This is a genomic window from Streptococcus sp. SK140 (assembly GCF_000259525.1).
GTDB lineage: Bacteria > Bacillota > Bacilli > Lactobacillales > Streptococcaceae > Streptococcus.
On record NZ_AJML01000026.1, the window covers coordinates 22,885 to 49,758 of the forward strand.

The 26,874-nt window shown below is 39.8% G+C and carries 25 protein-coding genes; 6 read left to right on the forward strand and 19 right to left on the reverse strand.

Features of this window, described 5'->3' with window-relative positions; genetic code table 11:
* Nucleotides 1-57 precede the first annotated feature (57 nt).
* Nucleotides 58-3,597: a chromosome segregation protein SMC gene (gene smc, locus HMPREF1116_RS07305; protein WP_000280972.1), complete on the reverse strand. Its 3,540-nt coding sequence runs from the start codon at nucleotides 3,595-3,597 to the stop codon at nucleotides 58-60.
* Nucleotides 3,588-4,286: a ribonuclease III gene (rnc, locus tag HMPREF1116_RS07310; protein WP_000661075.1), complete on the reverse strand. Its 699-nt coding sequence runs from the start codon at nucleotides 4,284-4,286 to the stop codon at nucleotides 3,588-3,590. Before rnc ends, smc begins: the two co-directional genes overlap by 10 nt.
* Nucleotides 4,287-4,439: 153 nt before the next feature.
* Between rnc and HMPREF1116_RS07315 the strand changes: the two genes are divergently transcribed.
* The 3 genes from HMPREF1116_RS07315 to ffh are packed head-to-tail and all read left to right on the forward strand — an operon-like array spanning nucleotide 4,440 to nucleotide 6,573.
* On the forward strand, nucleotides 4,440-4,772 hold the full coding sequence (locus HMPREF1116_RS07315) for a putative DNA-binding protein (RefSeq protein WP_000402065.1): 333 nt from the start codon (nucleotides 4,440-4,442) through the stop codon (nucleotides 4,770-4,772).
* Between the two features lie 2 nt (nucleotides 4,773-4,774).
* Nucleotides 4,775-4,990, forward strand: a complete 216-nt coding sequence (locus HMPREF1116_RS07320; protein ID WP_000429538.1) for a hypothetical protein — start codon at nucleotides 4,775-4,777, stop codon at nucleotides 4,988-4,990.
* A 17-nt stretch (nucleotides 4,991-5,007) separates the two neighbouring features.
* A complete protein-coding gene (ffh, locus tag HMPREF1116_RS07325) occupies nucleotides 5,008-6,573 on the forward strand; it encodes a signal recognition particle protein (RefSeq protein WP_000863579.1) in 1,566 nt (521 codons plus the stop codon).
* A 29-nt stretch (nucleotides 6,574-6,602) separates the two neighbouring features.
* On the opposite strand, the gene HMPREF1116_RS07330 is transcribed toward ffh, so the two are convergent.
* The 6 genes from HMPREF1116_RS07330 to HMPREF1116_RS07355 all read right to left on the reverse strand — a co-directional run bounded on the left by HMPREF1116_RS07330 (nucleotide 6,603) and on the right by HMPREF1116_RS07355 (nucleotide 11,681).
* Entirely contained in the window at nucleotides 6,603-7,493 is an 891-nt protein-coding gene (locus HMPREF1116_RS07330; RefSeq protein WP_000403209.1) for an RluA family pseudouridine synthase, read from the reverse strand.
* On the reverse strand, nucleotides 7,483-7,944 hold the full coding sequence (gene lspA, locus HMPREF1116_RS07335; protein WP_000745668.1) for a signal peptidase II: 462 nt from the start codon (nucleotides 7,942-7,944) through the stop codon (nucleotides 7,483-7,485). The genes HMPREF1116_RS07330 and lspA overlap by 11 nt, the downstream gene beginning before the upstream one ends.
* Entirely contained in the window at nucleotides 7,941-8,849 is a 909-nt protein-coding gene (locus tag HMPREF1116_RS07340; protein WP_001025726.1) for a LysR family transcriptional regulator, read from the reverse strand. The genes lspA and HMPREF1116_RS07340 overlap by 4 nt, the downstream gene beginning before the upstream one ends.
* 151 nt (nucleotides 8,850-9,000) lie before the next feature.
* On the reverse strand, nucleotides 9,001-9,606 hold the full coding sequence (sodA, locus tag HMPREF1116_RS07345) for a superoxide dismutase SodA (RefSeq protein ID WP_000974738.1): 606 nt from the start codon (nucleotides 9,604-9,606) through the stop codon (nucleotides 9,001-9,003).
* 69 nt (nucleotides 9,607-9,675) lie between these two features.
* Nucleotides 9,676-10,713: a DNA polymerase III subunit delta gene (gene holA, locus HMPREF1116_RS07350; protein WP_000879629.1), complete on the reverse strand. Its 1,038-nt coding sequence runs from the start codon at nucleotides 10,711-10,713 to the stop codon at nucleotides 9,676-9,678.
* Between the two features lie 32 nt (nucleotides 10,714-10,745).
* Nucleotides 10,746-11,681, reverse strand: coding sequence for a dihydroorotate oxidase (locus tag HMPREF1116_RS07355; protein ID WP_000255182.1), 936 nt, complete (start codon nucleotides 11,679-11,681; stop codon nucleotides 10,746-10,748).
* A gap of 229 nt (nucleotides 11,682-11,910) precedes the next feature.
* On the opposite strand from HMPREF1116_RS07355, the gene gdhA reads away from it, so the two are divergent.
* Both gdhA and HMPREF1116_RS07365 read left to right on the forward strand, forming a co-directional pair.
* Nucleotides 11,911-13,257: an NADP-specific glutamate dehydrogenase gene (gene gdhA, locus HMPREF1116_RS07360; protein WP_000199572.1), complete on the forward strand. Its 1,347-nt coding sequence runs from the start codon at nucleotides 11,911-11,913 to the stop codon at nucleotides 13,255-13,257.
* Nucleotides 13,258-13,288: 31 nt separating this feature from the next.
* The gene (locus HMPREF1116_RS07365; RefSeq protein WP_001053567.1) at nucleotides 13,289-13,774 is read left to right on the forward strand and encodes a GNAT family N-acetyltransferase; all 486 of its coding nucleotides are present in this window, start codon (nucleotides 13,289-13,291) and stop codon (nucleotides 13,772-13,774) included.
* Between the two features lie 148 nt (nucleotides 13,775-13,922).
* Here HMPREF1116_RS07365 and HMPREF1116_RS07370 read toward each other — a convergent pair whose 3' ends face one another.
* The 11 genes from HMPREF1116_RS07370 to HMPREF1116_RS07415 all read right to left on the reverse strand — a co-directional run bounded on the left by HMPREF1116_RS07370 (nucleotide 13,923) and on the right by HMPREF1116_RS07415 (nucleotide 25,551).
* On the reverse strand, nucleotides 13,923-14,567 hold the full coding sequence (locus HMPREF1116_RS07370; protein WP_000443724.1) for a TetR/AcrR family transcriptional regulator: 645 nt from the start codon (nucleotides 14,565-14,567) through the stop codon (nucleotides 13,923-13,925).
* Between the two features lie 15 nt (nucleotides 14,568-14,582).
* A complete protein-coding gene (locus tag HMPREF1116_RS07375) occupies nucleotides 14,583-15,587 on the reverse strand; it encodes an NADP-dependent oxidoreductase (protein WP_000234814.1) in 1,005 nt (334 codons plus the stop codon).
* A 142-nt stretch (nucleotides 15,588-15,729) separates the two neighbouring features.
* Nucleotides 15,730-18,348, reverse strand: a complete 2,619-nt coding sequence (gene alaS / locus HMPREF1116_RS07380) for an alanine--tRNA ligase (protein WP_000811783.1) — start codon at nucleotides 18,346-18,348, stop codon at nucleotides 15,730-15,732.
* Between the two features lie 16 nt (nucleotides 18,349-18,364).
* Nucleotides 18,365-18,850, reverse strand: coding sequence for an LURP-one-related/scramblase family protein (locus HMPREF1116_RS07385; RefSeq protein ID WP_001258742.1), 486 nt, complete (start codon nucleotides 18,848-18,850; stop codon nucleotides 18,365-18,367).
* Nucleotides 18,851-19,101: 251 nt separating this feature from the next.
* Entirely contained in the window at nucleotides 19,102-19,467 is a 366-nt protein-coding gene (locus tag HMPREF1116_RS0102270) for a DUF3021 family protein (RefSeq protein ID WP_000591174.1), read from the reverse strand.
* A 186-nt stretch (nucleotides 19,468-19,653) separates the two neighbouring features.
* Complete coding sequence (locus HMPREF1116_RS07390) at nucleotides 19,654-20,724, reverse strand: ABC transporter substrate-binding protein (protein ID WP_000827084.1); 1,071 nt, start codon at nucleotides 20,722-20,724, stop codon at nucleotides 19,654-19,656.
* Complete coding sequence (locus HMPREF1116_RS07395) at nucleotides 20,721-21,494, reverse strand: ABC transporter permease (protein ID WP_000736631.1); 774 nt, start codon at nucleotides 21,492-21,494, stop codon at nucleotides 20,721-20,723. Before HMPREF1116_RS07395 ends, HMPREF1116_RS07390 begins: the two co-directional genes overlap by 4 nt.
* A complete protein-coding gene (locus HMPREF1116_RS07400) occupies nucleotides 21,491-22,297 on the reverse strand; it encodes an ABC transporter permease (protein WP_000754116.1) in 807 nt (268 codons plus the stop codon). Before HMPREF1116_RS07400 ends, HMPREF1116_RS07395 begins: the two co-directional genes overlap by 4 nt.
* The gene (locus HMPREF1116_RS07405) at nucleotides 22,278-23,435 is read right to left on the reverse strand and encodes an ABC transporter ATP-binding protein (protein WP_000742906.1); all 1,158 of its coding nucleotides are present in this window, start codon (nucleotides 23,433-23,435) and stop codon (nucleotides 22,278-22,280) included. The genes HMPREF1116_RS07400 and HMPREF1116_RS07405 overlap by 20 nt, the downstream gene beginning before the upstream one ends.
* Nucleotides 23,436-23,596: 161 nt before the next feature.
* Entirely contained in the window at nucleotides 23,597-24,502 is a 906-nt protein-coding gene (gene murB / locus HMPREF1116_RS07410) for a UDP-N-acetylmuramate dehydrogenase (RefSeq protein WP_000217068.1), read from the reverse strand.
* Between the two features lie 227 nt (nucleotides 24,503-24,729).
* Nucleotides 24,730-25,551 carry an AraC family transcriptional regulator gene (locus HMPREF1116_RS07415; protein WP_000780533.1) on the reverse strand — a complete coding sequence of 274 codons (822 nt, stop codon included), beginning with the start codon at nucleotides 25,549-25,551 and terminating at the stop codon, nucleotides 24,730-24,732.
* Between the two features lie 99 nt (nucleotides 25,552-25,650).
* Between HMPREF1116_RS07415 and HMPREF1116_RS07420 the strand changes: the two genes are divergently transcribed.
* Nucleotides 25,651-26,859 (forward strand): hypothetical protein, encoded by a 1,209-nt coding sequence (locus tag HMPREF1116_RS07420; protein WP_000750387.1) that lies wholly within the window; start codon nucleotides 25,651-25,653, stop codon nucleotides 26,857-26,859.
* The last annotated feature ends 15 nt before the right edge of the window (nucleotides 26,860-26,874 follow it).

Genomic DNA, 26,874 nt, shown 5'->3' on the forward strand with positions numbered 1-26,874 from the left:
TCCGACTTCTTGAAGGTTATTTAAATGCTTAGCTTAAAAATTTGTAACGAGCACTAACTAAGCATCCATATTCTCTAAATCTTTTAGTTTTACAGAGACAATCTTAGATACACCAGATTCTTGCATGGTAACCCCATAGATAGAGTCTGCTGCTGCCATGGTTCCCTTACGGTGGGTAACGACGATAAATTGGCTGTCCTTATCAAATCGATTGAGATAATCCCCAAATCGTTTAACGTTTGCCTCGTCAAGTGCAGCTTCTACCTCATCTAGGATTACAAATGGAATGGTCTTAACACGGATGATTGAGAAAAGAAGAGCTAGAGCTGACAAGGCTTTCTCGCCACCACTCATGAGGTTGAGTGATTGGATTTTCTTTCCTGGCGGTTGAACAGAGATTTCAACACCTGCTGTCAATAAATCTCCCTCGGTCAGGATTAGGTCCGCTTGACCACCACCAAACATCTGCTTGAAGGTTACTTTGAAGGATTCACGAATAGCTTCAAAGGTTGATTTAAATCGTTCCTTCACTTCATCATTCATCTCTGTAATGGTCTCAAGAAGAAGATTTTTAGCAGAAAGAATATCGTCGCGCTGACTATTCAAGAACTCCAAGCGTTCGTGTACTTCGTCAAACTGTTCAATGGCATCCAAATTGACTGGACCAAGTGAACGAATGGATTTTTCCAAATCCTTAACCTTTTGTTCAGCGACAGCCAAGTCTTCCAATTGGTTGGCTTGTTCTAATGCTTCAGTATAACTAATCTGGTATTCTTCAGTCAGTTGACCTTGAAGATAGCGAAGGCGGTCTGTAATCTTCTCTTTAGTCGCTTCTGCACGTGTTTGCTTACGAATCCATTCTTCATTTTGCTGACGAGCTTGTTCTAAATGACTAGCAATATCATCCAATTGACCTTCAATATCATCTAGTTCAAACTGCTTACGAATCAATCCTTGTTGAATTTCTTCCTTTTGACTCTTAGCTTCTGATTCCTGCTTAGCCAAAAGTTCTGTATCAACTTTTTCAAGATTGTCTACTTTTTCTTGCAAAAGACGTTCAATCTCTTCTTGTTCGATATTGAGGTTCTCAAGTTCTTTGTTGATCCGTTCAATATCTGAAACTTCATAACGCTTTTGACCTAACATTTCTGTTTTACGAAGACGCTCTTGGGAAAGTTTTTCCTGTAAGTTTTGATAGCGCTCCTGAATAGCATTTTTATTGGACTTGATTTCTTCAATCTCAGATTCCAGCTTTTGCTTTTCGGTTGCAATAACTGCGAGACGTTCTTGGCATTTTTCTTTTTCAGCTTGCCAATCTCCACCTCTGAGATTAGTTAATTCTTGCTCCTGAAGTTTTAAGAGTGTTTCGAGTTCTTCGACTTGCTGGCAAGTTTGTTGATAAGCAAGATACAAGCCTTGTTCCTGAATACGAGCCTGCTCTCCTTGGGACTTAATGGTCTCCAAAGTTTGACTAAGTTCGTTCAAGGATTCTTGAACTGACTTCAGATTTTCTTCCTCTTGATGCAGAAGCTTTTCTTCTTGAGCAATCTCTTTTTGCAACTGCTCCAATTCAGGCTTGATGAAAATACTGTTATTTTGACGATTGGCACCACCAGCATAAGACCCACCTGTTCGCAATTCTGTACCATCTAGGGTTACCATGCGAACTTGATAGCGTACTTTACGAGCCGCATCACGCGCATGCTCGACTGTATCAAAGATAGCTGTCGTAGCTAGCAGGTTTTTAAAGATGGCTTCATGCTTAGCATCAAAGGTAACCAGTTCATCTGCCATGCCAAGAAAGCCTGAACTTGAGGCAATCACATCTTGGTTTTGACCTGTAATGCTACGAGCTTTGATAGTTGTCAAGGGTAGGAAGGTAGCGCGACCCGCTCGATTTCTCTTAAGAAAATCGATGGCCTTAGTAGCTGCCTGTTCATCTTCAACGATAATGTGTTGGCTACTTGCGCCGAGAGCAATTTCAAGTGCTGTCTGATAACGAACATCAAAGGTTAAATGTTCACTGACTGCTCCAATAATACCGCCCAAGCGATTTTTTTCTTGTAGTACACTCTTAACACCTGCATAAAAATTGCTATGGTTTTTAAGAATATTTTCCAAACTTTGTGCCTTGGCCTGCTTGTTTTTCAAACTATCTAAACGGTCGAAGAGTTGATTTTGCTGACTTTGATAAGCCTGCTTTTGTGCTTCTTCTTCTTTGGCACTGGTTTGATAGTCAGAGAGTAAGTTCTGTACTTCTTCTTTAGCTGATTTAAGGGCAACTTCTTGCTCACTAGCCTTGGACTTGGCAGAAGCCAATTGTTCCTTCAAGGATTCTAATTGTTCTTCTTGCTTTTGAGTCTGTTGGCGACTATTCTCAAGATCATTTTCAATCCTTGTCAATTGGTTAGACACATCAGCTTCTTCTTGCAGAAAGGCAACGAAGCGTTCACGCAATTGCTCAATCATTTGATCTGGATCATCAGAAAAAGCTAATAACTCAGCTTCTAAACGATTGAGTTCCTTCGTATTGACCGCTAAATTTTCTTCTAACTGACTGAGATTTGCTTCTTTTTCTTCCTTCTCCTGAATGAGAGCATTTCTCTTTTCATCCAAACTAGCCAAACGGGTCTGCGCTTCTTGTTGATTGAGGGCAACTTGCTCAGTTTCTAGTTTAGATAAAGCTAACTTACGTTCTAAATCACTGATTAAACTAGTTAAATCCATCAAGCTTGACTGATCTTTTGCCATCTCAGCCTGCAAATCATGACGTTTCTTTTTGAGAGCTTGATTTTCTTCTTCTAAGTCTTGACGTTTTTGATAATAACCGGTTAAAAGTTCTTGGACTTGGTTTAATTCTTCTTCTGTTAGATCCAATTCAGCCTTATTGTTTTGAATCTGAGCAACCAAAACATCCAAGTAGATAGCTTTACGTTGACTATCTAGTTCAATAAATTTACGAGCTGTTGCTGCTTGTTTTTCCAAGGGCTTGATTTGATTGTCCAGCTCATAGATGATGTCTTCTAAACGATCCAAGTTATCTTGGGTTTGTTGGAGTTTACTTTCCGTCTCTTTACGACGAGTTTTATACTTTAAAACTCCGGCAGCTTCTTCAAAAATAGCCCGACGTTCTTCAGGTTTAGAATTGAAGATTTCTTCGACCTTCCCTTGGGAAATAATAGAGAAGGAATCGCGCCCGAGTCCAGTATCTAAGAAAAGATCATGAATATCACGGAGACGAACTTTTTTGCCGTCAATCTTGTACTCACTATCTCCACTCCGATAGATATGACGTTCAACTTTGATTTCCTGGCCTGCATCCTTGATAAAGCCATCTTGGTTATCCAAAGTAACAATAACAGAAGCGTAGTTTAGAGACTTCCGACTTTCTGTTCCTGCAAAGATGACATCAGGCATCTTCCCACCACGCAGACTCTTGACACTAGATTCACCAAGTGCCCAACGGAGGCTTTCAGTGATATTTGATTTCCCAGAACCATTTGGTCCTACAACCGCCGTCACCCCTTGGTCAAAAACAACCTTGGTCTTGTCAGCAAAGGACTTAAACCCTTGGATCTCAATTTCCTTTAAATACATGAATCCAGCCCTTTCTCAACTGCATTTTTAGCGGCTTCCTGCTCGGCCAATTTTTTAGAGCGTCCTTTACCTGAACCTAGACTTTGCCCCTCAACAAGGACTTCAACCTCAAACATCTTATCATGGGCTGGCCCAATCTCTGAAATCACCTGATAACGAATATCAACATCTCCATTAACTTGGAGCAATTCTTGCAGATGAGTCTTGTAATCTTTAATCATCTCAAAATCACCAGCCTCAACCTTAGGGATCATGACTTGATAGATAAAGGTTTTAACAGTCTTTATATCCTTATCTAAAAGGAGAGCACCTAAAAAGGCTTCGAAGGCATCACCCAAGATGGTATCACGATTACGGCCTCCTGATTTTTCCTCTCCTTTACCAAGCTTGATAAACTGGTCAAACTGACAATCACGGGCAAAACCAGCCAAACTTTCTTCTCGTACAATCATAGCACGGAGTTTAGACAGGTCCCCTTCTGGTTTTTTAGGGTATTTTTTAAACAGATATTCTGAAATCAATAATTGCAGAACAGCGTCTCCTAAAAATTCCAAGCGTTCGTTGTGTGAAATTTTTAAGAGGCGGTGCTCATTGGCATAACTGGTATGGGTAAAAGCTGTTTCAAGTAAGCTTTTATCTGTAAAAACAAGTTCAAAACGGTCTTGTAACACTGATTCTAATTCTTTCATGACTACCTCTTTCTAAATCATTATAATCCTATCCATTATATCAAAAAAAGCCTTCATAGTCAGAAAAGAACAGTGAAAAGCTTATTTTCTAACTTCTCGCTAAAATCAGCCCCCAGCTAGCGAATTAGGCTTTTTTTTGGTATAATAAATCTTATGGAAATTGAAAAAACCAATCGAATGAATGCTCTGTTTGAATTTTATGCAGCCCTTTTGACTGATAAGCAGATGAACTATATCGAACTCTACTATGCAGACGACTATAGTTTGGCTGAAATTGCTGAAGAATTCGGTGTCAGTCGCCAGGCCGTTTATGATAATATCAAACGAACTGAAAAGATTCTGGAAGACTATGAGATGAAACTCCATATGTACTCTGACTACATTGTTCGCAGTCAGATTTTTGATCAGATTTTGGAGCGTTATCCAGAGGATACTTTTCTGCAAGAGCAAATTGAGATTTTGACCAGTATTGATAATAGGGAGTAATCATGGAAAATCTTGTTGTCTATAAAGGAATACCTTGCAAACTATTAGCTGCAGAGAAACCATTTCCTACAAGGCTACAGATTCTCTCACCTGATTCTATTCCTCAAGCCCTTAAAGAAGGATTTAGCTGTTGGGGATATCCAAATGAAATCATGAAAGAAATCACAACCGAAGAACTAGAGAGTTTGCAACATTTCGGACGATTTCCACTGAATTGAAAAAATAGGAGAAAATAATGGCATTTGAAAATTTAACAGAACGTTTGCAGAACGTCTTTAAAAACCTACGTAAAAAAGGAAAAATTACAGAGAGCGATATCCAAGAAGCAACCAAGGAAATTCGTCTAGCTCTTTTAGAAGCCGACGTTGCTTTACCAGTTGTCAAGGACTTTATCAAGAAGGTTCGTGAACGTGCCGTCGGACATGAAGTGATTGATACCCTCAATCCAGCCCAACAAATCATCAAGATTGTCAATGAAGAATTGACAGAAGTCCTTGGTTCAGACACAGCTGAGATTATCAAGTCACCAAAAATCCCAACCATTATCATGATGGTCGGTTTGCAGGGTGCTGGTAAAACAACCTTCGCTGGAAAGCTTGCCAATAAACTCAAAAAGGAAGAGGATGCTCGTCCTTTAATGATCGCAGCTGATATCTATCGTCCTGCTGCTATTGACCAGCTCAAGACACTCGGACAACAAATTGATGTTCCGGTATTTGCTCTTGGTACTGAAGTTCCTGCAGTTGAGATTGTTCGCCAAGGTTTGGAGCAAGCAAAAGCCAACCATAACGACTATGTCTTGATCGATACGGCCGGTCGTTTGCAAATTGACGAACTTCTCATGAATGAGCTTCGTGACGTTAAAGCCCTTGCTCAACCAAATGAGATTCTCTTGGTCATCGATGCCATGATTGGTCAGGAAGCTGCCAACGTTGCGCGTGAATTTAACGCTCAATTAGAAGTCACTGGTGTTATCCTTACAAAGATTGATGGGGATACTCGTGGTGGTGCAGCCCTTTCTGTTCGTCACATCACTGGAAAACCAATCAAGTTCACTGGTACTGGTGAAAAAATTACAGACATCGAAACCTTCCACCCAGACCGTATGGCTAGCCGTATTCTCGGTATGGGGGATATGCTGACTCTGATTGAGAAAGCTTCCCAAGAATACGACGAGCAAAAAGCCCTTGAAATGGCTGAAAAGATGCGAGAAAATACCTTTGATTTCAACGATTTCATCGATCAGTTGGATCAGGTGCAAAATATGGGCCCAATGGAAGATTTGCTCAAGATGATTCCAGGTATGGCCAACAATCCTGCCCTTCAAAATATGAAGGTGGATGAAAAACAAATTGCTCGCAAACGTGCCATCGTCTCTTCTATGACTCCTGAAGAACGTGAAAACCCAGACTTGCTTACTCCAAGTCGCCGTCGTCGTATCGCTGCCGGTTCTGGTAATACCTTTATCGAAGTCAACAAGTTCATCAAGGACTTCAACCAAGCTAAACAACTCATGCAAGGTGTCATGTCTGGTGACATGAACAAGATGATGAAACAGATGGGCATCAACCCTAACAATCTTCCTAAAAATATGCCTGGGGGTATGGATATGTCAGCCCTTGAAGGTATGATGGGACAAGGTGGAATGCCTGACCTTTCAGCTCTTGGTGGAGCAGGAATGCCAGATATGAGCCAGATGTTTGGTGGAGGTCTCAAGGGCAAAATCGGGGAATTTGCTATGAAGCAATCCATGAAACGCATGGCTAATAAAATGAAAAAAGCTAAGAAAAAACGCAAATAAAAAGGGACTCGCTTGAGTCCTTTTTCTGTCTAGTTATTTCGAAGTTTTTCCAAAGTCTCTTTAAAGATATCTGGGATTTCGGAAGTAAATTCCATAGTTTCCCCTGTTCTTGGATGGGTAAATCCAAGTGTCTTGGCATGGAGAAATTGCCCATGTCCTTTCAAGGTTTTACGAGGGCCATAGACCTCATCGCCAGCGACAGGATGACCGATATAAGCCATGTGTACACGGATTTGGTGAGTTCTTCCAGTTTCCAGTTGCAATTCCAGCAAGGTATAATCACCAAAGCGCTCCAAGACTTGGAAACGTGTCACTGCTGGTTTCCCTTTTGCAGTCACAGCTTGTTTCTTACGGTCTTTTTCGCTACGTCCGATTGGTGCTTCAATCACACCACGGTCATTTGGAAGATTTCCATGAACGATGGTCCAATATTTACGAAGAGACTTCTTGTCCTTCAATTCTTGAGCTAGTGCTAAATGGGCATCATCGTTTTTAGCAATCATCAAGAGACCTGAAGTATCCTTATCAATACGATGGACAATCCCTGGACGCAAGACACCATTGATGCCTGATAGGTCTTTGATGTGGTACATAAGGGCGTTAACCAAGGTACCACTGGTATGTCCAGCACTTGGATGAACAACCATCCCTTGAGGTTTATTGACTACTGCTACATCCTCATCTTGATAAATGATTTCTAGAGGAATATCTTCAGCTACATACTCCAAAACTTCTGGTTCTGGCACCTGATAAGTAACGATATCGCCCTCTTGAACCGTATACTTGGCTTTTTTGACCTGACCATTAACCAAGACTTGACCTGATTTGATTTGTTCATTGGCGAGACTTCGCGACAGTTCTGTTAAATCTGACAAAGCCTTATCTAAGCGTAGTCCACCTGTTTCAATTTTAATTTCCATTCATTTCCTCTTTTAGCATTGCAAGCAATAATACAATCACTCCGACCGTCAGATAGCTATCAGCCACATTGAATATGGCAAAATTAACAAAGTCTAAGTGAAACATATCCACGACAAATCCTTGACTGATGCGATCGATAAAGTTTCCCAGACCACCTGCAATAATCAAAACCAATCCAAAGACTGTCCAGAAGGAATCCTCTATATGCTTATGAAGATACCAGATAGCTCCAACCATGACTACCAGGGTAATCACTGCAAAAAACCACTGTTGATCTTGGAGCATAGAAAAGGCTGCTCCTCTATTTTGCAGATAGGTTAAACTAACTAGATTTGGGATCCAGGATTTAACTTCACCAAGAGCAATATTCTGAACGACGTACGCCTTTACAAATTGATCTAAGACAATCAAGGCTCCTATAATCCCTGCAATTATTCCTCTTTTTTTCATGCTTTCCTCTTCTGATCAAAATACTCTTGCATAACCTCTACAAATAAAGCCCCTGCTTGGCTCAAGTCTACTTCTTCACGTTTCACATAAACCATGCGATTATTGAGATTATCATTTAGCGGAATAACGGTGATCCCGTTCACACTATCGCTATCTAAGAATCCAGATCCAGTCGCATAAGCATTTGTTCTTTCAAGAATCCCATTTAAGGTAGCGCGGTCAGTTACGTTAAACATTTGAGAGCTAGCACTTGTATCCACAAAGTTCTCTGAGTAATAAAGATACTCATCCTTTTCCTGTGTGAATCGAACTGTTGGTAAATCAGCCAAATCCTCCATGACCAACTCTTTTTTCTTGGCTAAAGGATGCCCTTCACGCAGATAGATATGCGTCTGGAAAGGAATCAACTCAATCACTTCAAGTCCTAACTTTTCAACCCGTTGCATAATTCCCTTTTGGTTTTGATTGTTGAGGTAGATAATTCCAATCTCACTATGTCCTTGAGCTACTTCATCCAAAATCTGAACAGTTGTTGATTCAAAAATACGGAAATTCTTATAGTCAGGATATTGTTGCGAAAAAGCTGTAATGGTTGGTGGCAAGAAATCATAGTGCTGGCTGGCTATTGAAAACTCATCTTTCTCCTCTTCAGGATTGGCATACTGATTTTGGAAAACATCAAATCCTTTAACCAATTCTTGTGCCTTTTCATAAAATTCCATCCCACGACGTGTAAGAAAAGTTCCTGAACTGGTTCTGCGGAAAATCTTAAAGCCAAGTTCTTTTTCCAAGTCTCTTACAGAAATAGATAGACTAGGCTGACTAACGTACATCTTCTCAGCCGCTTCACGAAAAGTACCACTATTAGCAATAGCTACAACGTAGCGTAATTGTTGAATATTCATGATTTCTCCTTCGATTTCTATCTTATCATTATACCATAAATCAAGCCTATCCAACAAAGGAAAATCATAAGACAGTTACTTCTAAGAAAAGCAACTAAAAAACACCTCTCCAGTTAGATGTAATTCTAACCCAAAGGTGTCGTTCTTAAGATTATTTCGCTGCTGCGTAAAGTTCATCTACTTTATTCCAGTTGATAACTGAGAAGAAAGCTTTGATGTAGTCAGGACGAACGTTACGGTATTTCACGTAGTAAGCATGTTCCCAAACGTCCAAGCCCAAGATTGGTTTTTTACCTTCTGAAATTGGTGTGTCTTGGTTTGCTGTTGAAGTTACCTCAAGTTTACCTTCTTTATTAACAACCAACCATGCCCATCCAGAACCAAAACGAGTTGTTGCTGCTGCAGTGAAGGCTGCTTGGAATTCTTCGAATGAACCGAAAGTTTCATCGATTGCTGCTGCAAGTTCTGCTGAAGGAGCTGTTTTTTCAGGAGTCATCAATTCCCAGAAAAGAGCGTGGTTCAAGTGTCCACCACCGTTGTTGATAAGCGCTTGACGGATATCAGCTGGGATAGATTCTACATCAGTAAGCAAAGCTTCAAGGTCTTCACCGATTTCAGGGTGTTTTTCAAGAGCTGCATTTGCATTGTTAACGTAAGTTTGGTGGTGTTTGTCATGGTGCAAGTGCATTGTTTCAGCATCGATGTATGGTTCCAATGCATCGTAAGCGTATGGAAGATCTGGTAAGATAATAGCCATCTGTAATACCTCTTTTTCTTTCTATATAAAGATGATAACGCAATCATCCTATTTTTTCAAGTTATTTGCTCAATTTGACTGGCTAGCAATCTGCAATAGAGCCTTCTCAAACAGGTAACCTTTCTCATAAACTCCTGTCTTAATTTGGTAATCAGCTTGGATGAGATAACGAATAGAATTCTGGAGAAAATCAAGGGATAGTCTTCGAGAATCACGAAGGGCAAATTTGATTTGGTAGGGATTAGGATTGCGACCAAGATAGTGACCTAAACTGCTGACCATCTGGGACTCTGACTGACCAGACTCTTGCAAAATTTTCACTTGTGTATAGAGTCTGAACTGCCCCAACATAATGGCAATCAGTTTAATCTCATCTTCTCCCTGCAAAGTCAAATCTTTTACTAAATCACGTGCCTGATCAATCTTCTTAGTCAATATTAACTGAGTTAAATCAAAGATATTATCCTGCAAAGTCTTTGGTATGGCCTCAACAATGTCTTCTTCGGTAATTCGGTCATCATCCTTATAAGACTGTAAGAAGAGTAGATTTTTCTGAATTTCACTGAATTGAAAACCTGATTTGATAAGTAACTGTTCGAAGGATTTTCCATCAAAGGAAAGTCCTTGTTCCTGAGACCACTTTTGAAAATAAGCTCGCATCTCTTGCTCTTTTGGTTCAAGGGCTTCAAAAATCTTGGCATCCCTCTTGAGTAATTTGACTAAACGTCTCTTACTATCCAGCTTCCCTTCAGCAAAAATAACTAATTTACTCGTCGGAGATGGATTTTCCAAATATTCTTCAAAAGCCTTAAGCTCGTCATCAGATAGATAGCGTTTTTTAGCTGTTGTTATATCGAGAAAATGATCTAAAATAACAATTTTTTCATCCGCAAAGAAAGGAAGACTGACCAGCTCTAGTTCCAAGCTTTTGTAGTCTACTTCTTTCATATCAAAATAAGCAAAGTTCAAATCAGCAGAATCGTAGCCGATTTGCTTTAGCACCTGAGTTTTCATGATTTCATACTGTCCTTGATCAGGGCCTGTAAACAAGGTCAAACTAGGTAAATTTGATAAAGATAGCTTTTGGCTTTCTTCTATTGCTAGCATCATTTCTCCTTTCTTTTTAGTTTCTCTTTTATTTAATCAATATAATTCAATTTACCACGGAAATCTTCAAGGTTTTCATAACCTTTTTCCGTCATAATTTCTTTGAGTTCGTTTGTAATGCGATCAAAAGCACCTACACCTTCTTTGTGCAGGGTAGTTCCTACCTGCACCATGCTGGCACCACATAGGATATGTTCAAAGGCATCACGTCCTGTTAATACCCCACCTGTTCCGATGATTTGAATTTCTGGATTCAAGCGTTGATAAAAAGCATGGACATTAGCAAGAGCTGTTGGTTTGATGTATTCTCCACCGATTCCACCAAAGCCATTCTTAGGACGAATCACGACTGACTCATCTTCAATATAAAGACCATTTCCGATAGAGTTGACACAATTGACAAACTTAAGTGGATATTTGTTGAAAATAGTTGCTGCTTGATCAAAATGTACAATATCAAAATAAGGTGGAAGCTTAATTCCTAATGGTTTTGTAAAATACTCAAAGACTTCTGATAAGATACGATCAGTAGTTTCAAAGTCATAGGCAATCTGAGGTTTACAAGGTACATTTGGACATGAGAGATTGAGCTCAGTCAACCCACGAAAATCACTCTCTTGAACCTTCTTTAAAATAGTGTGAGTTTCCTCTGGAGACATTCCAACTAATGATAGAAAGAAGGTACGGTTTGGTTCCTTGTCTTGCAATTCCAATAGATAGTTTAAGTAATAGTCTAAACCATTATTTGGTAGACCCATAGAGTTGATTGAACCGAGTGGAACATCTTGATAACGTGGTTCAGGATTCCCCTGACGAAATTCCAAGGTTGCTGTCTTAGTGACAAAGGTTCCTGCTGCTGAATTTTTGACACCTTCTAACTCCTCAATTGTCATACAAGCAACTCCTGCCGCATTCATCAAGCAATTGTCAAACTCAAAACCAGCAATCTGTGTTTTAGTTGATACCATGATTCTGTTCCTCCAGATTCCTTTTTATGTTTAATATTATACCATACTTTGACTTTTGCTTTTCAATAAAACCATTTCCATAGAAAAGGTTCGTTTTTTAGCAAGTTCTGAATCAGTTGTGTCAAATTGAAAGAATTTTTAGAAAATTTGTGTTTTTTTCTTTACACTGAAAAAATTTTCTGCTATAATGACTCATGTAATAAAATATGACAACAAAAAGGAGAACGATATGACATCTGCTAAAGAATATATCCAAAGCGTGTTTGAAACTGTAAAAGCTCGTAACGGGCATGAGGCTGAATTTCTCCAGGCGGTTGAAGAATTCTTCAGCACTTTGGAGCCTGTCTTTGAAAAACACCCTGAGTATATTGAAGAAAATATCTTGGCACGTATCACTGAGCCTGAACGCGTAATTTCTTTCCGTGTTCCATGGGTTGACCGTGATGGAAAAGTTCAAGTTAACCGTGGTTACCGTGTTCAATTCAACTCAGCTGTTGGACCATACAAAGGCGGACTTCGTTTCCACCCAACTGTTAACCAAGGAATCTTGAAATTCCTCGGATTCGAACAAATTTTTAAAAACGTTTTGACTGGACTTCCAATCGGTGGAGGTAAAGGTGGGTCAGACTTTGATCCTAAAGGGAAGACCGATGCTGAAGTGATGCGCTTCTGCCAAAGCTTCATGACTGAATTGCAAAAATACATTGGACCATCTCTTGACGTACCTGCTGGTGATATCGGTGTAGGTGGACGTGAAATTGGTTACCTTTACGGACAGTACAAACGCCTCAACCAATTTGATGCTGGTGTCTTGACTGGTAAACCTCTTGGATTTGGTGGTAGCTTGATCCGTCCGGAAGCAACTGGTTATGGATTGGTTTACTACACTGAAGAAATGCTTAAAGCTAACGGAAACAGCTTTGCTGGTAAGAAAGTTGTGATTTCAGGTTCTGGTAACGTAGCTCAATACGCTCTTCAAAAAGCAACTGAACTTGGTGCAACTGTTATCTCAGTATCTGACTCAAATGGTTATGTTATCGATGAAAATGGTATCGACTTCGACCTTCTTACAGACGTTAAAGAAAAACGCCGTGCTCGTTTGACTGAGTACGCTGCAGAAAAACCAACTGCTACCTACTACGAAGGTTCTGTATGGACTTACGCCGGTAACTACGATATCGCTCTTCCATGTGCGACTCAAAACGAGATCAACGGTGAAGCTGCGAAACGCTTGGTTGCTCAAGGAGTTATCTGTGTATCTGAAGGTGCTAACATGCCTAGCGACCTTGAAGCTATCAAAGTTTACAAGGAAAATGGAATCCTTTACGGACCTGCCAAAGCTGCCAATGCTGGTGGTGTAGCTGTATCTGCTCTCGAAATGAGCCAAAATAGCCTTCGTCTTTCATGGACACGTGAAGAAGTTGACGGTCGTTTGAAAGATATCATGACTAACATCTTCAACACTGCTAAAACAACTGCAGAAACTTACGGTCTTGGAACTGACTACCTTGCAGGTGCAAATATCGCTGCCTTTGAAAACGTAGCAAACGCTATGATTGCACAAGGGATTGTTTAATTAGTCGATACATCCTATCGGAGGACAAATGATGAACTTACGGCCGATGGAAGTAAGAGACAATTCAGCTGTAGCGCAGCTCATTCGAGCTAGCCTAGAAGAATTCGGGCTTGACAAACCAGGAACTGTCTACTTTGATTTTCATCTAGATCATTTGGCCGACTATTATCAACAGCAAGAGAGAGCAGCTTACTTTGTTCTGGAAGATGAAGGTCAGCTGGTTGGCTGCGGTGGCTTTGCACCTGTGTCCGATAAGATTGCTGAATTACAAAAACTGTATGTCACTAAAAATAGCCGTGGCAAAGGTTATTCCAGCAGGTTGATAAAGCGGATATTCCAGGAAGCCCGCATAGCTGGTTATGAACAGCTTTATCTAGAGACCTCTACTGAACTGGCTACGGCTGTGGCCATCTATCAACACTATGGTTTTACAACATTGCAACAACCACTTTCTAACGCCGCCGGCCACCCAGCTATGAATATCTGGATGATAAAATCCCTCTTATCAGATGAATAGATGGCAGTATACTAATGTAGCCAATGCTATGATAGTAAAGGTATTGTTTAAAATTCATTTGCTCAATCCTCAATCATTATGATTGGGGATTTTTATTTTGGTTTTAAAAAGAGCTCTCTTAATTTTTTAGTGAACTTAAAATTAATAGTTATTTTACGATAACTAAGGAAAAAGAAAGACATTCGACAATTTCATTTGTTACTTTATCAATGTTTATATCTTCTTTGTCATTTATAATCATAGGAACAATATAAGAAAGACTTAAAGCTAAAATATAGCGAACGATCCTTTCATTTGACCAATCTCGGATAACACCATTTTCTTTAAATTGATTCAAAACAGGACTAATCGGATTAATGATAGAGTGTACAATGATATTCCCTAACTCTTCAGAAATAGTTTTATCAATAAGTGAACGACTCAAAAGAATTTTAACTTGCATTTTATTGTTATGAATAAAAATTAACCTATCCCGAACGATGCTTCTTAGAAAAAGTGAAAAAGATTTTTGCTCTATTGTAAATCTCTTATCTGAAAAATCAGCAATCACTTCTGGAATAACTTGCTCTAGAAATGTAGATAAAATAGCATCTAGGATACCTTCCTTGGTTTTAAAATAACTAAAAACGGTTCCTTCTGAGACGCCAGCATGTTCAGCAATAAGATTAGATGTTGTATTTTCAAAACCAATCTCGGAAAATAATTTTAAACTGGATATTAATACTTGACTTTGTTTTAAACTTAATTCACTGCTTTTTAATGTCTCAGCAAACTTATATTCTATACTTTCCATTCCTGCCCCCTCTATCTACTCTCTTATTTTAATAATTCTTTTACCACGGGTATGTCCTAATTTTAGACTACGATATGCCTCTCTAACTGACTCCAGAGAAAAACTATACTCTTTCTCAATATTCAGCTGAACTTTTCCATCTGAGACCATCTCCTCTAGAATTTTAAAATCATCATAAGTGGAATGTCTCGGACCTGTGAACTGAGCTCCTCTTATTAAAACATATGGTGAAGGTACTAAAGTTCCAATATCAGTTCCGTTCAATCCAAGATGGAAAGCTAATTTAACGTAATCACCACCATAGCAATCCAAGAATTTTGTAATAGGTTTTGGAGCTACTGATAAAAGAGACTTTTGGACATCCCCTTCATAAGATACTGGTATAGCACCTAATGATTCTAGATATTCTGAATTTTTCTTGCTCGCAATACCAATAACAGTTGCGCCCTTAGCAACCGCATACTGTACTGCAATGCTACCAATGCCACCTGAAGCTGCTGAAATAACTACAACATCTTTAGAATTTAAATTAATTCTTCTAAAAGCACCACCGACTGTTAAAGAAGCCACCCCCATAGTAGCAGCATGATACATATCAATATTGTCTGGTTTCAATGCAATTTCTGATTCGCTAACACAAATTTCTGTTGCTAACGCACCCCTCTTAGTACCAAGTCCAGGATCACTTATTATTGTTCCAAAAACCTTATCACCTACTGAAAATCGACTCACTCCATCACCAATTTCTGTGATAACACCAGCAAAATCCCTAGCGATACCTCTTGGAAATAAAGATGATTTTGATTCAAACCAACGACCTGGTTGTTTTAATTTTGTCAAAAAACTCAAAAAACGAAGTGGCTTCGCCCCCTCGAAAGTTTTGTAATCAATAGGATTTAGACCAACAGCAAATACTTTTACTCTAACTTGATTCATTCCTAATGATTCAGATATAATATTTACTAAATCTAGAACTTTTTCATCACCAAAACGATTATACTGTATTGCTTTAATAACCATTATCTAATTCTCCTAATCCCTAACAAAATTGAGTGAGCACTCAATTAATTTTTATATATTATACGCTTATTCTTCAAAGAAATCAACTGCTCTATGATTTTTAAACAAAAAGACCTACCCTACTGGATAGATCTTTATTTTCTTACAATTTACCTGCTACTGCATCCAACAATTCTTGGATTTTCGCTTGATTGCTTCCTCCTGCCATGGCCATGTCTGGTTTACCACCACCACGTCCATCAACGATTGGAGCTAATTCTTTAATCACATTACCTGCATGCACCTCTTTTGTCTTGCTGGCTACAAGGACATTGACCTTATCACCGATAGCTGCGACAAGAACAAGAACATCAGAGTAATCTTTTTGTTTCCAGTTATCCGCAAAGGTACGAAGGGCACCTGCATCTGATACAGATACTTGGCTGGCAATGTAACGGTGGCCGTTTGCTTCTTGAACATTCTTGAAGACATCACCTGCCGCCGCTGCTGCTGCTTTTTCCTTCAATTCTGCATTTTCTTTTTGCAATTGACGGAGTTGCTCTTGAAGTCCTTCCACCTTGTGAGGTACTTCTTTGAGTTGAGGAGCTTTCAAGGTTGCTGCGACTGCTTTCAGTGCATCTTCTTGGTCACGATAAGCTTCAAAGGCCTCTTTACCAGTCACTGCCAAGATACGACGAGTTCCTGATCCGATCCCTTCTTCTTTGACAATCTTGAAGAGACCGATTTCAGAAGTATTGCCAACGTGAGTACCACCACAAAGCTCTACTGAATAGTCCCCGATAGTGACTACGCGAACTTCCTTACCATATTTCTCACCAAAGAGGGCCATAGCTCCCATTTCTTTAGCTGTGTCAATATCAGTCTCAACTGTTTCCACTGCGATGGCTTCCCAAATCTTCTCATTGACTTGTTGCTCAATAGCACGCAATTCTTCAGGAGTCACGGCTTGGAAGTGAGTGAAGTCAAAGCGAAGGAATTCTACTTCATTAAGTGAACCTGCTTGAGTAGCATGGTGGCCAAGGATATTATGAAGAGCTGCATGGAGCAAGTGAGTGGCTGTGTGGTTCTTCATGACACGATGACGACGATTGCTATCGATGGCCAAAGTGTATTCTTGGTTCAAAGCAAGAGGAGCAAGAACTTCAACGGTGTGCAATGCTTGTCCGTTTGGTGCTTTTTGAACGTCTGTTACAATCGCTACGACATTTCCTGCAGCATCCAAGATTTGACCATGGTCCGCAACTTGTCCACCCATTTCAGCGTAGAATGGAGTTTCTGCAAAGATAAGTGACGCAGTTCCTTCTGATACAGCTTCTACTTCAGCATTATCAGCTACGATAGCAACCAACTTAGAAGACAATTGACTAGCATTGTAGTTGAAGACACTTTCTACAGTGATGTTTTGAAGGGTTTCGTTTTGCATACCCATAGATCCACCTTTGACTGCAGAGGCACGCGCACGTTCTTGTTGTTCCTTCATGGCTGCTTCGAAGCCTTCACGGTCTACAGTCATACCAGCTTCTTCAGCGATTTCTTCTGTCAATTCCACTGGGAATCCGTATGTATCATAGAGTTTAAAGACATCTTGACCGGCGATGACAGATTGACCTTTTTCTTTCAAGTCTGCTACGATACCTTGGGCAAAGTGTTGACCTGAGTGAAGAGTACGAGCAAATGACTCTTCTTCGCTCTTAACGATTTTCTCAATAAAGTCACGTTTTTCAAGCACTTCTGGGTAGTAGCTTTCCATGATTTTTCCAACAGTTGGAACGAGTTTGTAAAGGAAAGGCTCATTGATACCCAATTTTTGACCATGCATAGAGGCACGACGAAGAAGACGACGGAGGACATAACCACGACCTTCATTTCCAGGAAGGGCACCATCACCAATCGCAAATGAAAGAGAACGGATATGGTCTGCAATAACCTTGAAGCTCATGTTGTCGCCATCTTGGTCGTAAACCTTACCAGATAATTTCTCAACTTCACGAATGATTGGCATGAAGAGGTCTGTTTCAAAGTTTGTCTTAGCCCCTTGGATAACCGCCACCAAACGCTCCAAACCAGCGCCCGTATCAATGTTTTTGTGTGGCAATTCTTTGTACTCGCTACGAGGAACAGCAGGGTCAGCGTTAAATTGTGACAATACAATGTTCCAGATTTCGATATAACGGTCGTTTTCGATATCTTCTGCAAGAAGACGAAGACCGATATTTTCTGGGTCAAAAGCTTCTCCACGGTCGAAGAAGATTTCTGTATCAGGTCCAGAAGGTCCCGCACCGATTTCCCAGAAGTTGTCTTCGATTGGGATCAAATGACTTGGATCTACTCCCACTTCAATCCAGCGGTTGTATGAATCCTTATCATCTGGATAATAAGTCATGTAAAGTTTGTCTTTAGGGAAGTCAAACCACTCAGGACTTGTCAAAAGCTCATAAGCCCATGTAATTGCTTCGTCACGGAAGTAATCCCCGATTGAGAAGTTCCCCAACATTTCAAACATAGTATGGTGACGGGCAGTCTTACCTACGTTTTCGATATCGTTGGTACGGATAGCCTTTTGAGCATTGGTAATACGTGGATTTTCAGGAATGATAGTTCCATCAAAGTATTTTTTAAGAGTAGCAACCCCTGAGTTGATCCACAAAAGTGTTGGGTCGTTTACTGGAACCAAGCTAACGGATGGTTCTACTGAGTGGCCTTTTGTAGCCCAGAAATCAAGCCACATTTGGCGGACTTGTGCACTAGATAATTGTTTCATATGTATCTCCTTTTTACTAATTTGATTGGCTTTCTAGCATTTCCACATAGTCGATAGCGACACAGAGGGAAATGACTAGGTCTGCATAAGATTCGTCATAGACGGTTACGGTATAGGTAGAGGTTAAATGGAAGAGTTCCTTGGTAATCTCAGCAATCACTTGGTCACGGTCGTCCAGCAATTTAAAATTTAAATCCCAGACATTTCCTTCGATGCGAAGGCCGAGATTGTCAAACTCATACTTATCTCTGAAGAAAGTCAACTTCTTTCGGATATAAAAATGATCTCCATTACTGAGTTGAATCTCAAAACGAGGTAGGAAAGTTAAGACTTCCTTACTAATCTCACTGACCTGTTCACCAGCAACATCATAGATGGTAAAGGTTTTAGGAATCTTAAAAAATGAACCTTCAACCTGATAGGCGACATTGCCCATTTCATCCTTGATATCAAAGCGTTCACCACCTAGGCGAAATTTTTGTTTGACAAGAAATGTTCTCATAAACACCTCCAAAAATAAAAGACAAATCCATATCACGAAGGGCGAAAAACCGCGGTACCACCTTCATTCAATGAACTTGTCATTCTTTGATTCTTATGCAATTGTTAGATTGAGTAGCATGATTTTCTATCTTAGATGGCTCGCAGCACCGCCAATTCTCTGAACTAAGATGGGGAGAAAATCAATTCTCAACTTTCTTATTATATCGTTTTTGAAGAGGTTCGTCAAGCTTAATAACTATGAAGTAAAACTCATTTTTTTAACAGTTTACCAAATATTATATAGGCGATAGACCACAATAAACATCCAACCAATAAGAATTGACCTAAAACAATGAGATAATCCAAAATTGAGATCAACTTATACCATCCACTAAATAGAAGACAGGGAAGAACTGTAAAAAGCATAATGATAAAATGTATAATAGATTGTTTAAATAGCGACCATTTTTCAATTTCATAAATTACCGAGGCTGATGCTATCGAGGTAGCAATAATGCCAACCAAAAATGTACTTTTAACATGAAAAATATCAGTCCCTTGAAGTCTCATAAAAATTGCCAAACTGGTCATTATGACAAAAGGAATCATTCCTCTAAAAATAGCTTTTTTAATCATAACTACTACCTCAATCATAAATTAAAAAGCCTTTAACTCTATCGAAATTATAGCATAGTTAACTATATTTTTCTACTAATTCATAATCTATTTTAATAAATAACCTAGCCATAAAATAGTTAATTATCTATGGCTAGGTTTTATTTTTTTGTCTGATTGAAATTATTTCCGATAGCAGATAATCTCCTACTTCCGATACATCTTAAATTGCAGGAAGAGATCGCTGTAGATTCCTGTCCATTTATGGTCAAACTTCTCATAAACTTCTAGGTGTTTCATAGTATCTGCATCAGGATAGAAGGACTTGTCCTCTTTTGTCTCCTCAGGGAGCATTTCTTTAGCAACATTGTTTGGTGTTGAATAGCCGACATACTCAGCATTCTTGAGAGCATTTTCGGGCTTCAGCATAAAGTTGATAAAGGCATAGGCTGCGTCTTGGTTTTTGACTGTTTTGGGAATGACCATATTGTCAAACCAGAGGTTACTTGCTTCTGTCGGTACGACATAGCGAAGATTTTCATTTTTCTCTAGCATCTGACTGGCTTCTCCTGAGAAGGTCACACCGATGGCAGCGTTATTCTGAATCATGTACCCCTTCATCTCATCCGCAACAATAGCCTTGATATTAGGTGTTAGCTTATAGAGCTTATCTACCGTTTCTTCCAACTGCTGTGGATCTTTAGAGTTGAGGCTATAGCCTAGTGAGTTAAGACCTAAACCAAGTACTTCACGCGCCCCATCAAAAAGCATAATGGAGTTCTTATACTCTGGCTTCCAAAGGTCGTCCCAATGTTCAGGCGCTTCTTCCACCATAGTCTCATTGTAGACGATTCCCAAGGTCCCCCAGAAGTATGGGATAGAGTACTGGTTGTTGGGATCAAAGGACTGGTTGAGAAATTCAGAACCGATATTCTCAATGCCCTCAATCTTACTATAATCCAGTGGAACTAGAAGGTCTTCATCCTTCATCTTGTTGATCATGTACTCACTTGGGATGGCAATATCATAAGTTGTTCCACCCTGCTTGATTTTAGTGTACATGGCTTCGTTAGAGTCAAAGGTTTCGTACTGGACTTGGATTCCTGTTTCTTCTGTAAATTTCTCCAGAAGTTCAGGATCGATATAGTCTCCCCAGTTGTAGATAACCAATTTTTGACTATCACGGCTATTGATTTCACTGTCAAGATGAGAAGAAATTCCCCATAAAACAAGGATAATGGCTAGAATTCCTGCTAAAAATGAATAGAGTCGTTTCATGCTTGCTCCTCCTTCTCACGTGAAATGAAGTAATATCCGACAACTAGGATAATACTAAAGAGAAAGACCAAGGCTGAAAGAGCATTGATTTCTAGCGAAATTCCCTTACGAGCTCGAGAGTAGATCTCGACTGATAGGGTTGAAAAACCATTTCCCGTTACAAAGAAGGTCACGGCAAAGTCATCTAATGAATAGGTGAATGCCATGAAGTAACCTGCAATAATAGACGGCGTTAGGTAAGGAAGCATAATTTCCTTAAACATCTGGAACTGACTAGCTCCAAGGTCATAGGCTGCATGGATCATATCTCCATTCATCTCTTTTAATCGAGGCAAGACCATAAGCACTACGATTGGAATGGAGAAGGCCACGTGACTAGACAGAACTGTCAAAAATCCAAGTGAAAACTTGAGTTGTGTAAAGAGAATCAAGAAGCTGGCACCAATCATAACGTCAGGTGCAACCATCAAAATGTTATTGAGTGATAGGAAGGCTTCTTGGTATTTTTTTCGAGATTGGTAGATGTAAATGGCACCAAAAGTCCCAATGATAGTCGCAATCAGGGCCGATAGGAAGGCTAGTAAAAAGGTCTGAACCAAGATTAGCATGAGTCTTCCATCGCCAAACATGGTTTCAAAGTGAGACAAACTAAAGCCTGTAAAGCTATTCATATCATCCCCAGCATTGAAGGCATAACCAATCAAGTAAAAGATTGGCAGATAGAGGACGATAAAGACAAAGGCTAGGTAAAGATTTGATAATTTTTTCATCGTTCTCTCCTTTCCTTAGTCACCCACATGGTGATAAACATGGTCAGGATAAGAACAACACCGATAGTTGAACCCATACCGTAATTATCGTTTGTCAGGAAGTTCTGCTCAATGGCAGTCCCCAAGGTAATCACTCGGTTCCCCCCAATCAAACGGGTCAACATAAAGAGACTTAAACTCGGGATAAAGACAGATTGGACACCACTTCGCACTCCATTCATAGACAGAGGGAAGATGACATGACGGAAAGTCTCCCACTTGGTTGCACCGAGGTCATAGCTAGCATTAATGAGGTTATTATCCATATCATCCAAGACATTGAAGATAGGCAAAATCATAAATGGAAGCTCGATGTAGCTTGCAACAAAGATAAATGAGAAATCCGTAAAGAGCAACTGCTGCGAACCGATTCCGATAAATTCGAGGAATTGGTTAATAGAGCCATTTTGCCCAAAAATCCCAATAAAGGCATAAGCCTTAAGAAGGAGATTTATCCAGGTTGGCAAAATGATGAGCATGAGCCAAAGTTGACGGTGTTTCAGACGGGTCAAAAAGAGGGCTGTTGGATAACTGATAAGAAGTGTCACTAGAGTTACAATCCCAGCATAGAGAACTGAGTTAAAACTCATTTTGAGATAGGTCAAATTTTGTGACGCAAAATAGGATTTATAGTTTTCTAAACTGAACTGGCCTTCGATGTTGAAAAAGGATTGCCCGAATATCAAGACCAAGGGTGCCAATACAAAGAGTGCAATCCAAAGCATGTAGGGAACTACAAAGAGTTTAGAGGTTGTTTTCTTCATCTCTTTCCTCCTCGATAGCGTTAATCAAACCTGCTTCTTGCTCTTCGATTTCTACGTATTCCTCGATACGTGCATCGAACTCTTCTTCTGTTTCATTAAGACGCATGATGTGGATGTCTTCTGGTTCAAAGTCCAGACCGATTTCCTCACCAACGATTGCCTTACGAGTTGAGTGAATCATCCATTCATTGCCCAGTTCATCATAAGCGATAATCTCATAGTGAACCCCACGGAAAAGTTGGGTATCGACCTTCACTTGAAGTTTTCCTTCTTCTGGAAGGGTAATGCGCAAGTCTTCTGGGCGAATCACGACTTCGACTGGTTCATTTGGTTTCATCCCACCGTCGACCGCTTCAAAGCGTTTGCCGTTAAACTCGACCAAGTAGTCCTCAATCATAGTTCCAGGCAGGATATTTGATTCACCAATGAAGGTGGCAACAAAGTGGTTGATTGGCTCGTCGTAGATGTCAACTGGTGTTCCTGACTGAACAATTTCACCATCATTCATAACGAAAATCCAGTCACTCATAGCCAAGGCTTCTTCTTGATCGTGGGTAACAAAGACAAAAGTAATGCCCAATCGCTGTTGCAGTTCACGCAGTTCGTACTGCATATCTGTTCGCAATTTCAAGTCCAAGGCTGACAAAGGTTCATCCAAGAGTACCACACGAGGCTGGTTGATAATCGCACGCGCAATAGCTACACGCTGGCGTTGTCCTCCAGAAAGCTTACGGATGGAACGTTTTTCGAAACCTTCCAACTGTACCATCTTGAGAACTTCTAATACACGTCGTTCGATTTCTTTTTTATCGACCTTACGCAATCGCAATGGAAAGGCAACATTCTCAAAGACATTCATATGCGGAAACAAGGCATATGATTGGAAGACTGTATGAACATCGCGCTTATTAGTTGGGATATCATTGATTCGCACGCCATCCAGTAAAATATCTCCAGTCGTTGCGTCTAGCAAACCGGCGATGATATTGAGAATGGTTGATTTACCTGAACCAGATGCTCCTAGCAGTGTGTAAAACTTCCCTTCTTCCAACTCAAAGTTAATGTCTTTGAGAACCTTGGTGTTGCTATCTTCAAAAACTTTAGAAACGTTTTTGAATTCGATAATTGGTTTTTTCAATTGGCATAAATTCCTTCTTTTTCATAGATTAACAGATCAGGGCTCTGTCAGGCCACCACTACCTCTTGCAGGGAGTTAGGCCTCCTGCATGCATCTTCGCTACCGATAGGCTTTTACCCCCTCGACATTCTAGTTAGTAGCAGCAAAGCTATTTATAGTATTTACTCATGTTCACCCAAGATACGAACTTCTCGCTCGAGAGTAACACCTGAGTGTTCTTTAACCTTTTCAATGACAGACTCAATCAAGTCTTCATAATCTCTGGCAGTTCCATCAGCAATATTGACCATAAAGCCTGCATGCTTTTCTGAAACTTCGACGCCACCGATACGATAACCCTTCAAACCAGCTTCTGCAATCAATTGTCCAGCAAAATGACCCACTGGACGTTTAAAGACTGACCCACAAGAAGGATACTCTAAAGGTTGTTTGAGTTCACGAAGGTGGGTCAAGCGGTCCATCTCTTGCTTGATGACTTGGTGATTACCTGGAGCTAAGGCAAACTTAGCAGATAGGACAACTGCTCCAGATGCTTGAATGGCTGAATGACGATAACCAAAGGCCAAATCTTTAGCAGACAAGGTTTCGATTTCACCTTCCTTAGTCAAGATTTGACAAGACTGGAGAACATGAGCAATCTCACCACCATAAGCCCCGGCATTCATAAAGACAGCACCACCGACGCTTCCTGGAATTCCACAAGCAAACTCAAAACCAGTCAAGCTATGACGGAGGGCAATACGAGTGGTTTCAATCAAGTTAGCTCCAGCTTCTGCCTCGATGGTATAGCCATCAACAGAAACGTTATTAAGCTTGTCACACATGATTACAAAACCACGAACGCCACCCTCACGGACGATAATGTTACTTGCATTTCCAAGAACCATCCAAGGAATGTTTTCCTGATTGGCAAATTTTACCACACGAGCCATCTCGTAGCGATTACGAGGAAATACTAAATAATCTGCCTTCCCTCCAACTTTGGTATAGGTATAAGTTTTTAACGGTTCATCGAATCGAATATCGATTCCTTCTAAGGTTTCATTTAATTTATCTAATACGGTCATTTTTCTAATCCTTTTATAAAATTCATTCCATTATACCATTTTTAGCTCTATTTTTCGATGATTTGGTTAGCTTTTTCAAATGATTGATGTGAATAAAAACATCCCAAGAATTAGATGTATACTGTCTAACTTTTGGGATGCAGTTAAAAAAAGATTTTTTATATTGAATCTATTTGAACTTGAAGTAATCAATAAGAGTATCCTAAATGTATAATCTAGAATGTATTCTAATCAGTTGGATGATTTTCCCAGCCTTGACGATAAAATTTAGGACTTATAGAGAAAAAATTCTTAAAAGCCTTTGAAAAGACTAGCTGATCCTGATATCCGACTTCCATGGTAATTTCTTTTATAGACAAATCTGTATCAGTTAGGAGAGTTCTTGCCTTTAGCAGACGGGTTTCAAGGAGAAATTGCTGAGGAGATTTATGGTAATGTTTCTTAAACTGACGAAACAAGGTACTGCGACTGAGTCCGACTTGGGATGCCAACTCTTGAATGGAGATATCTTGTGCGTACTGCTGTAGCAAAATTTGTGCAGCTTTTTCGACAGTGAGTTGAGCAGAAGTCAGTGGCATTTCTGCTGGAAGTTCTTCCTGCAGATAGTAGAGGAAGGTAAACACTTGCATACGGTACCAGCTTTCATTTTGCTTATTTTCTGCCGTTTTGTGACAAATGTCTTCAATGATTTCCCGACTTTTAAAATGACTACAAAAATGACAAACAGGCACAGAAAATACTTGTGTGTTTTGGAGGTATTCGGTCAGTTTTTCACCAGAAAATCCCAACCAATAGGTTATCCAAGGATCTTCTTGATTAGCCCAATAGCGCACTTTTTGTCCTTTTTTTAGGATAAAACCATCATTTTTCTCCAAAGAATAGGTTTGACCATCAACTTCCAAGTAACCTTTCCCTTCGCAAATCCAGTGAATGACAAAATCCTGAAAAACAGTATAATCGTAAAACGGAAAGTTAGAAAAATCATCAATCCCACATTCTTCTAAATAAAATTCCTTGGATGTTTCTTTAAAATAGTTCCAAAGTTTCATAAATACTTTCTCCTTGCAACATAAGTGCATATTTCTTCATCATGAACTCCTAGAAAAGCGATAAACGTTGGTTTATAATGGGCCAAGAAAGGAGAACGTATGAAAAAATCGTATCAATCTAGTATAGTAGGGCTCAGCCTCAGTAATCAAATTATCTCTATCACCATCACAGGTGACTTCATGATTCTTTTTATGAGTCAGATTTTAGGGTTTAGTGATTTGCAAAATAGCTGGCTGATTACCATGCTGCCCATTATTGCCCTTGTCCGCATTCCCTTGTCTTATCTGATGCGAAGGAAAAATCTCCTTGACTTAATGCGGTGGAGTGTACTGTCTAAGCTGTGTTTGATAGCAATATTAGTGGTAATTCCCTATGAAAGGGTGACTTTTTCTATCTACACTGTTTTTCTAGTTCTGTATCAGATAACCGTGGAGCTAGGCTTTGGACTGACTTGGAATCCTTTGATACTATTGGTAACAGAAGAAAAATCCCGTGCAAAATTTCTCAGTCACTTAGGTTTATTTCAGCTGGTAACTAGCTTTTATACTCTCCTTATTTCCTTTTATATAGGAAAGGAGCTGACTTCATTCCATTATCGTTGCCTACTAGGGATTGCACTTGTTAGTTTAATCTTGCAGTTTATCCTTTTGAAACAGTTACAGACTGACTATCATTTGTTTCAAAATCACCAAGAAACAGGGCGGATGGATTGGCAAGTTTTGAAAAAACAAATCTGGTACCATCTACGTATCCTACTTTTGGATAGCTTGATTTTATATATAACCTTAACCATAAATGTCCTCTATATGGTACAAGTATTGCACCTATCCGCTAAACTTGTATCTTTGTATTCGAGTATGAGCCTGTTGGGAAATGTCCTGGCCCTTGCTCTTGCAGGTCCTTGTTTTGAGAAAAGACGTTCTTTGTTTTTCACAATATTGTTAGTGATGACGGGATGCGAGATTCTCTTGATATTCTTTCTTCCTCATGATGCTACATCCTATACAGTCTTTTGGAGCATCGGTTGGGGCGTATTAAATGGAGCTATCGGAGCTCTATGGGGACTCTACATTTCCCTAGTCAAACACCAGGCAGCTAGCCCCAACCCCTTTACTATTTGGAATATTTATCAGGGAATTGCCTATCTTGTTAGTGTACTAGTCTTTTATCTCTCTGGAAACTTGGTGCACCTATCTAGTTCTAGCTCAGAGTTTGATCCTTATCGTCTGGTTTTAATTGCCTGCCTAAGCATCTGCATCCTAGTTTGTTTACGGATACTGTATAAAAGAAAAACAGGTCTCAAGTGACGGTTGTCGCTTGAG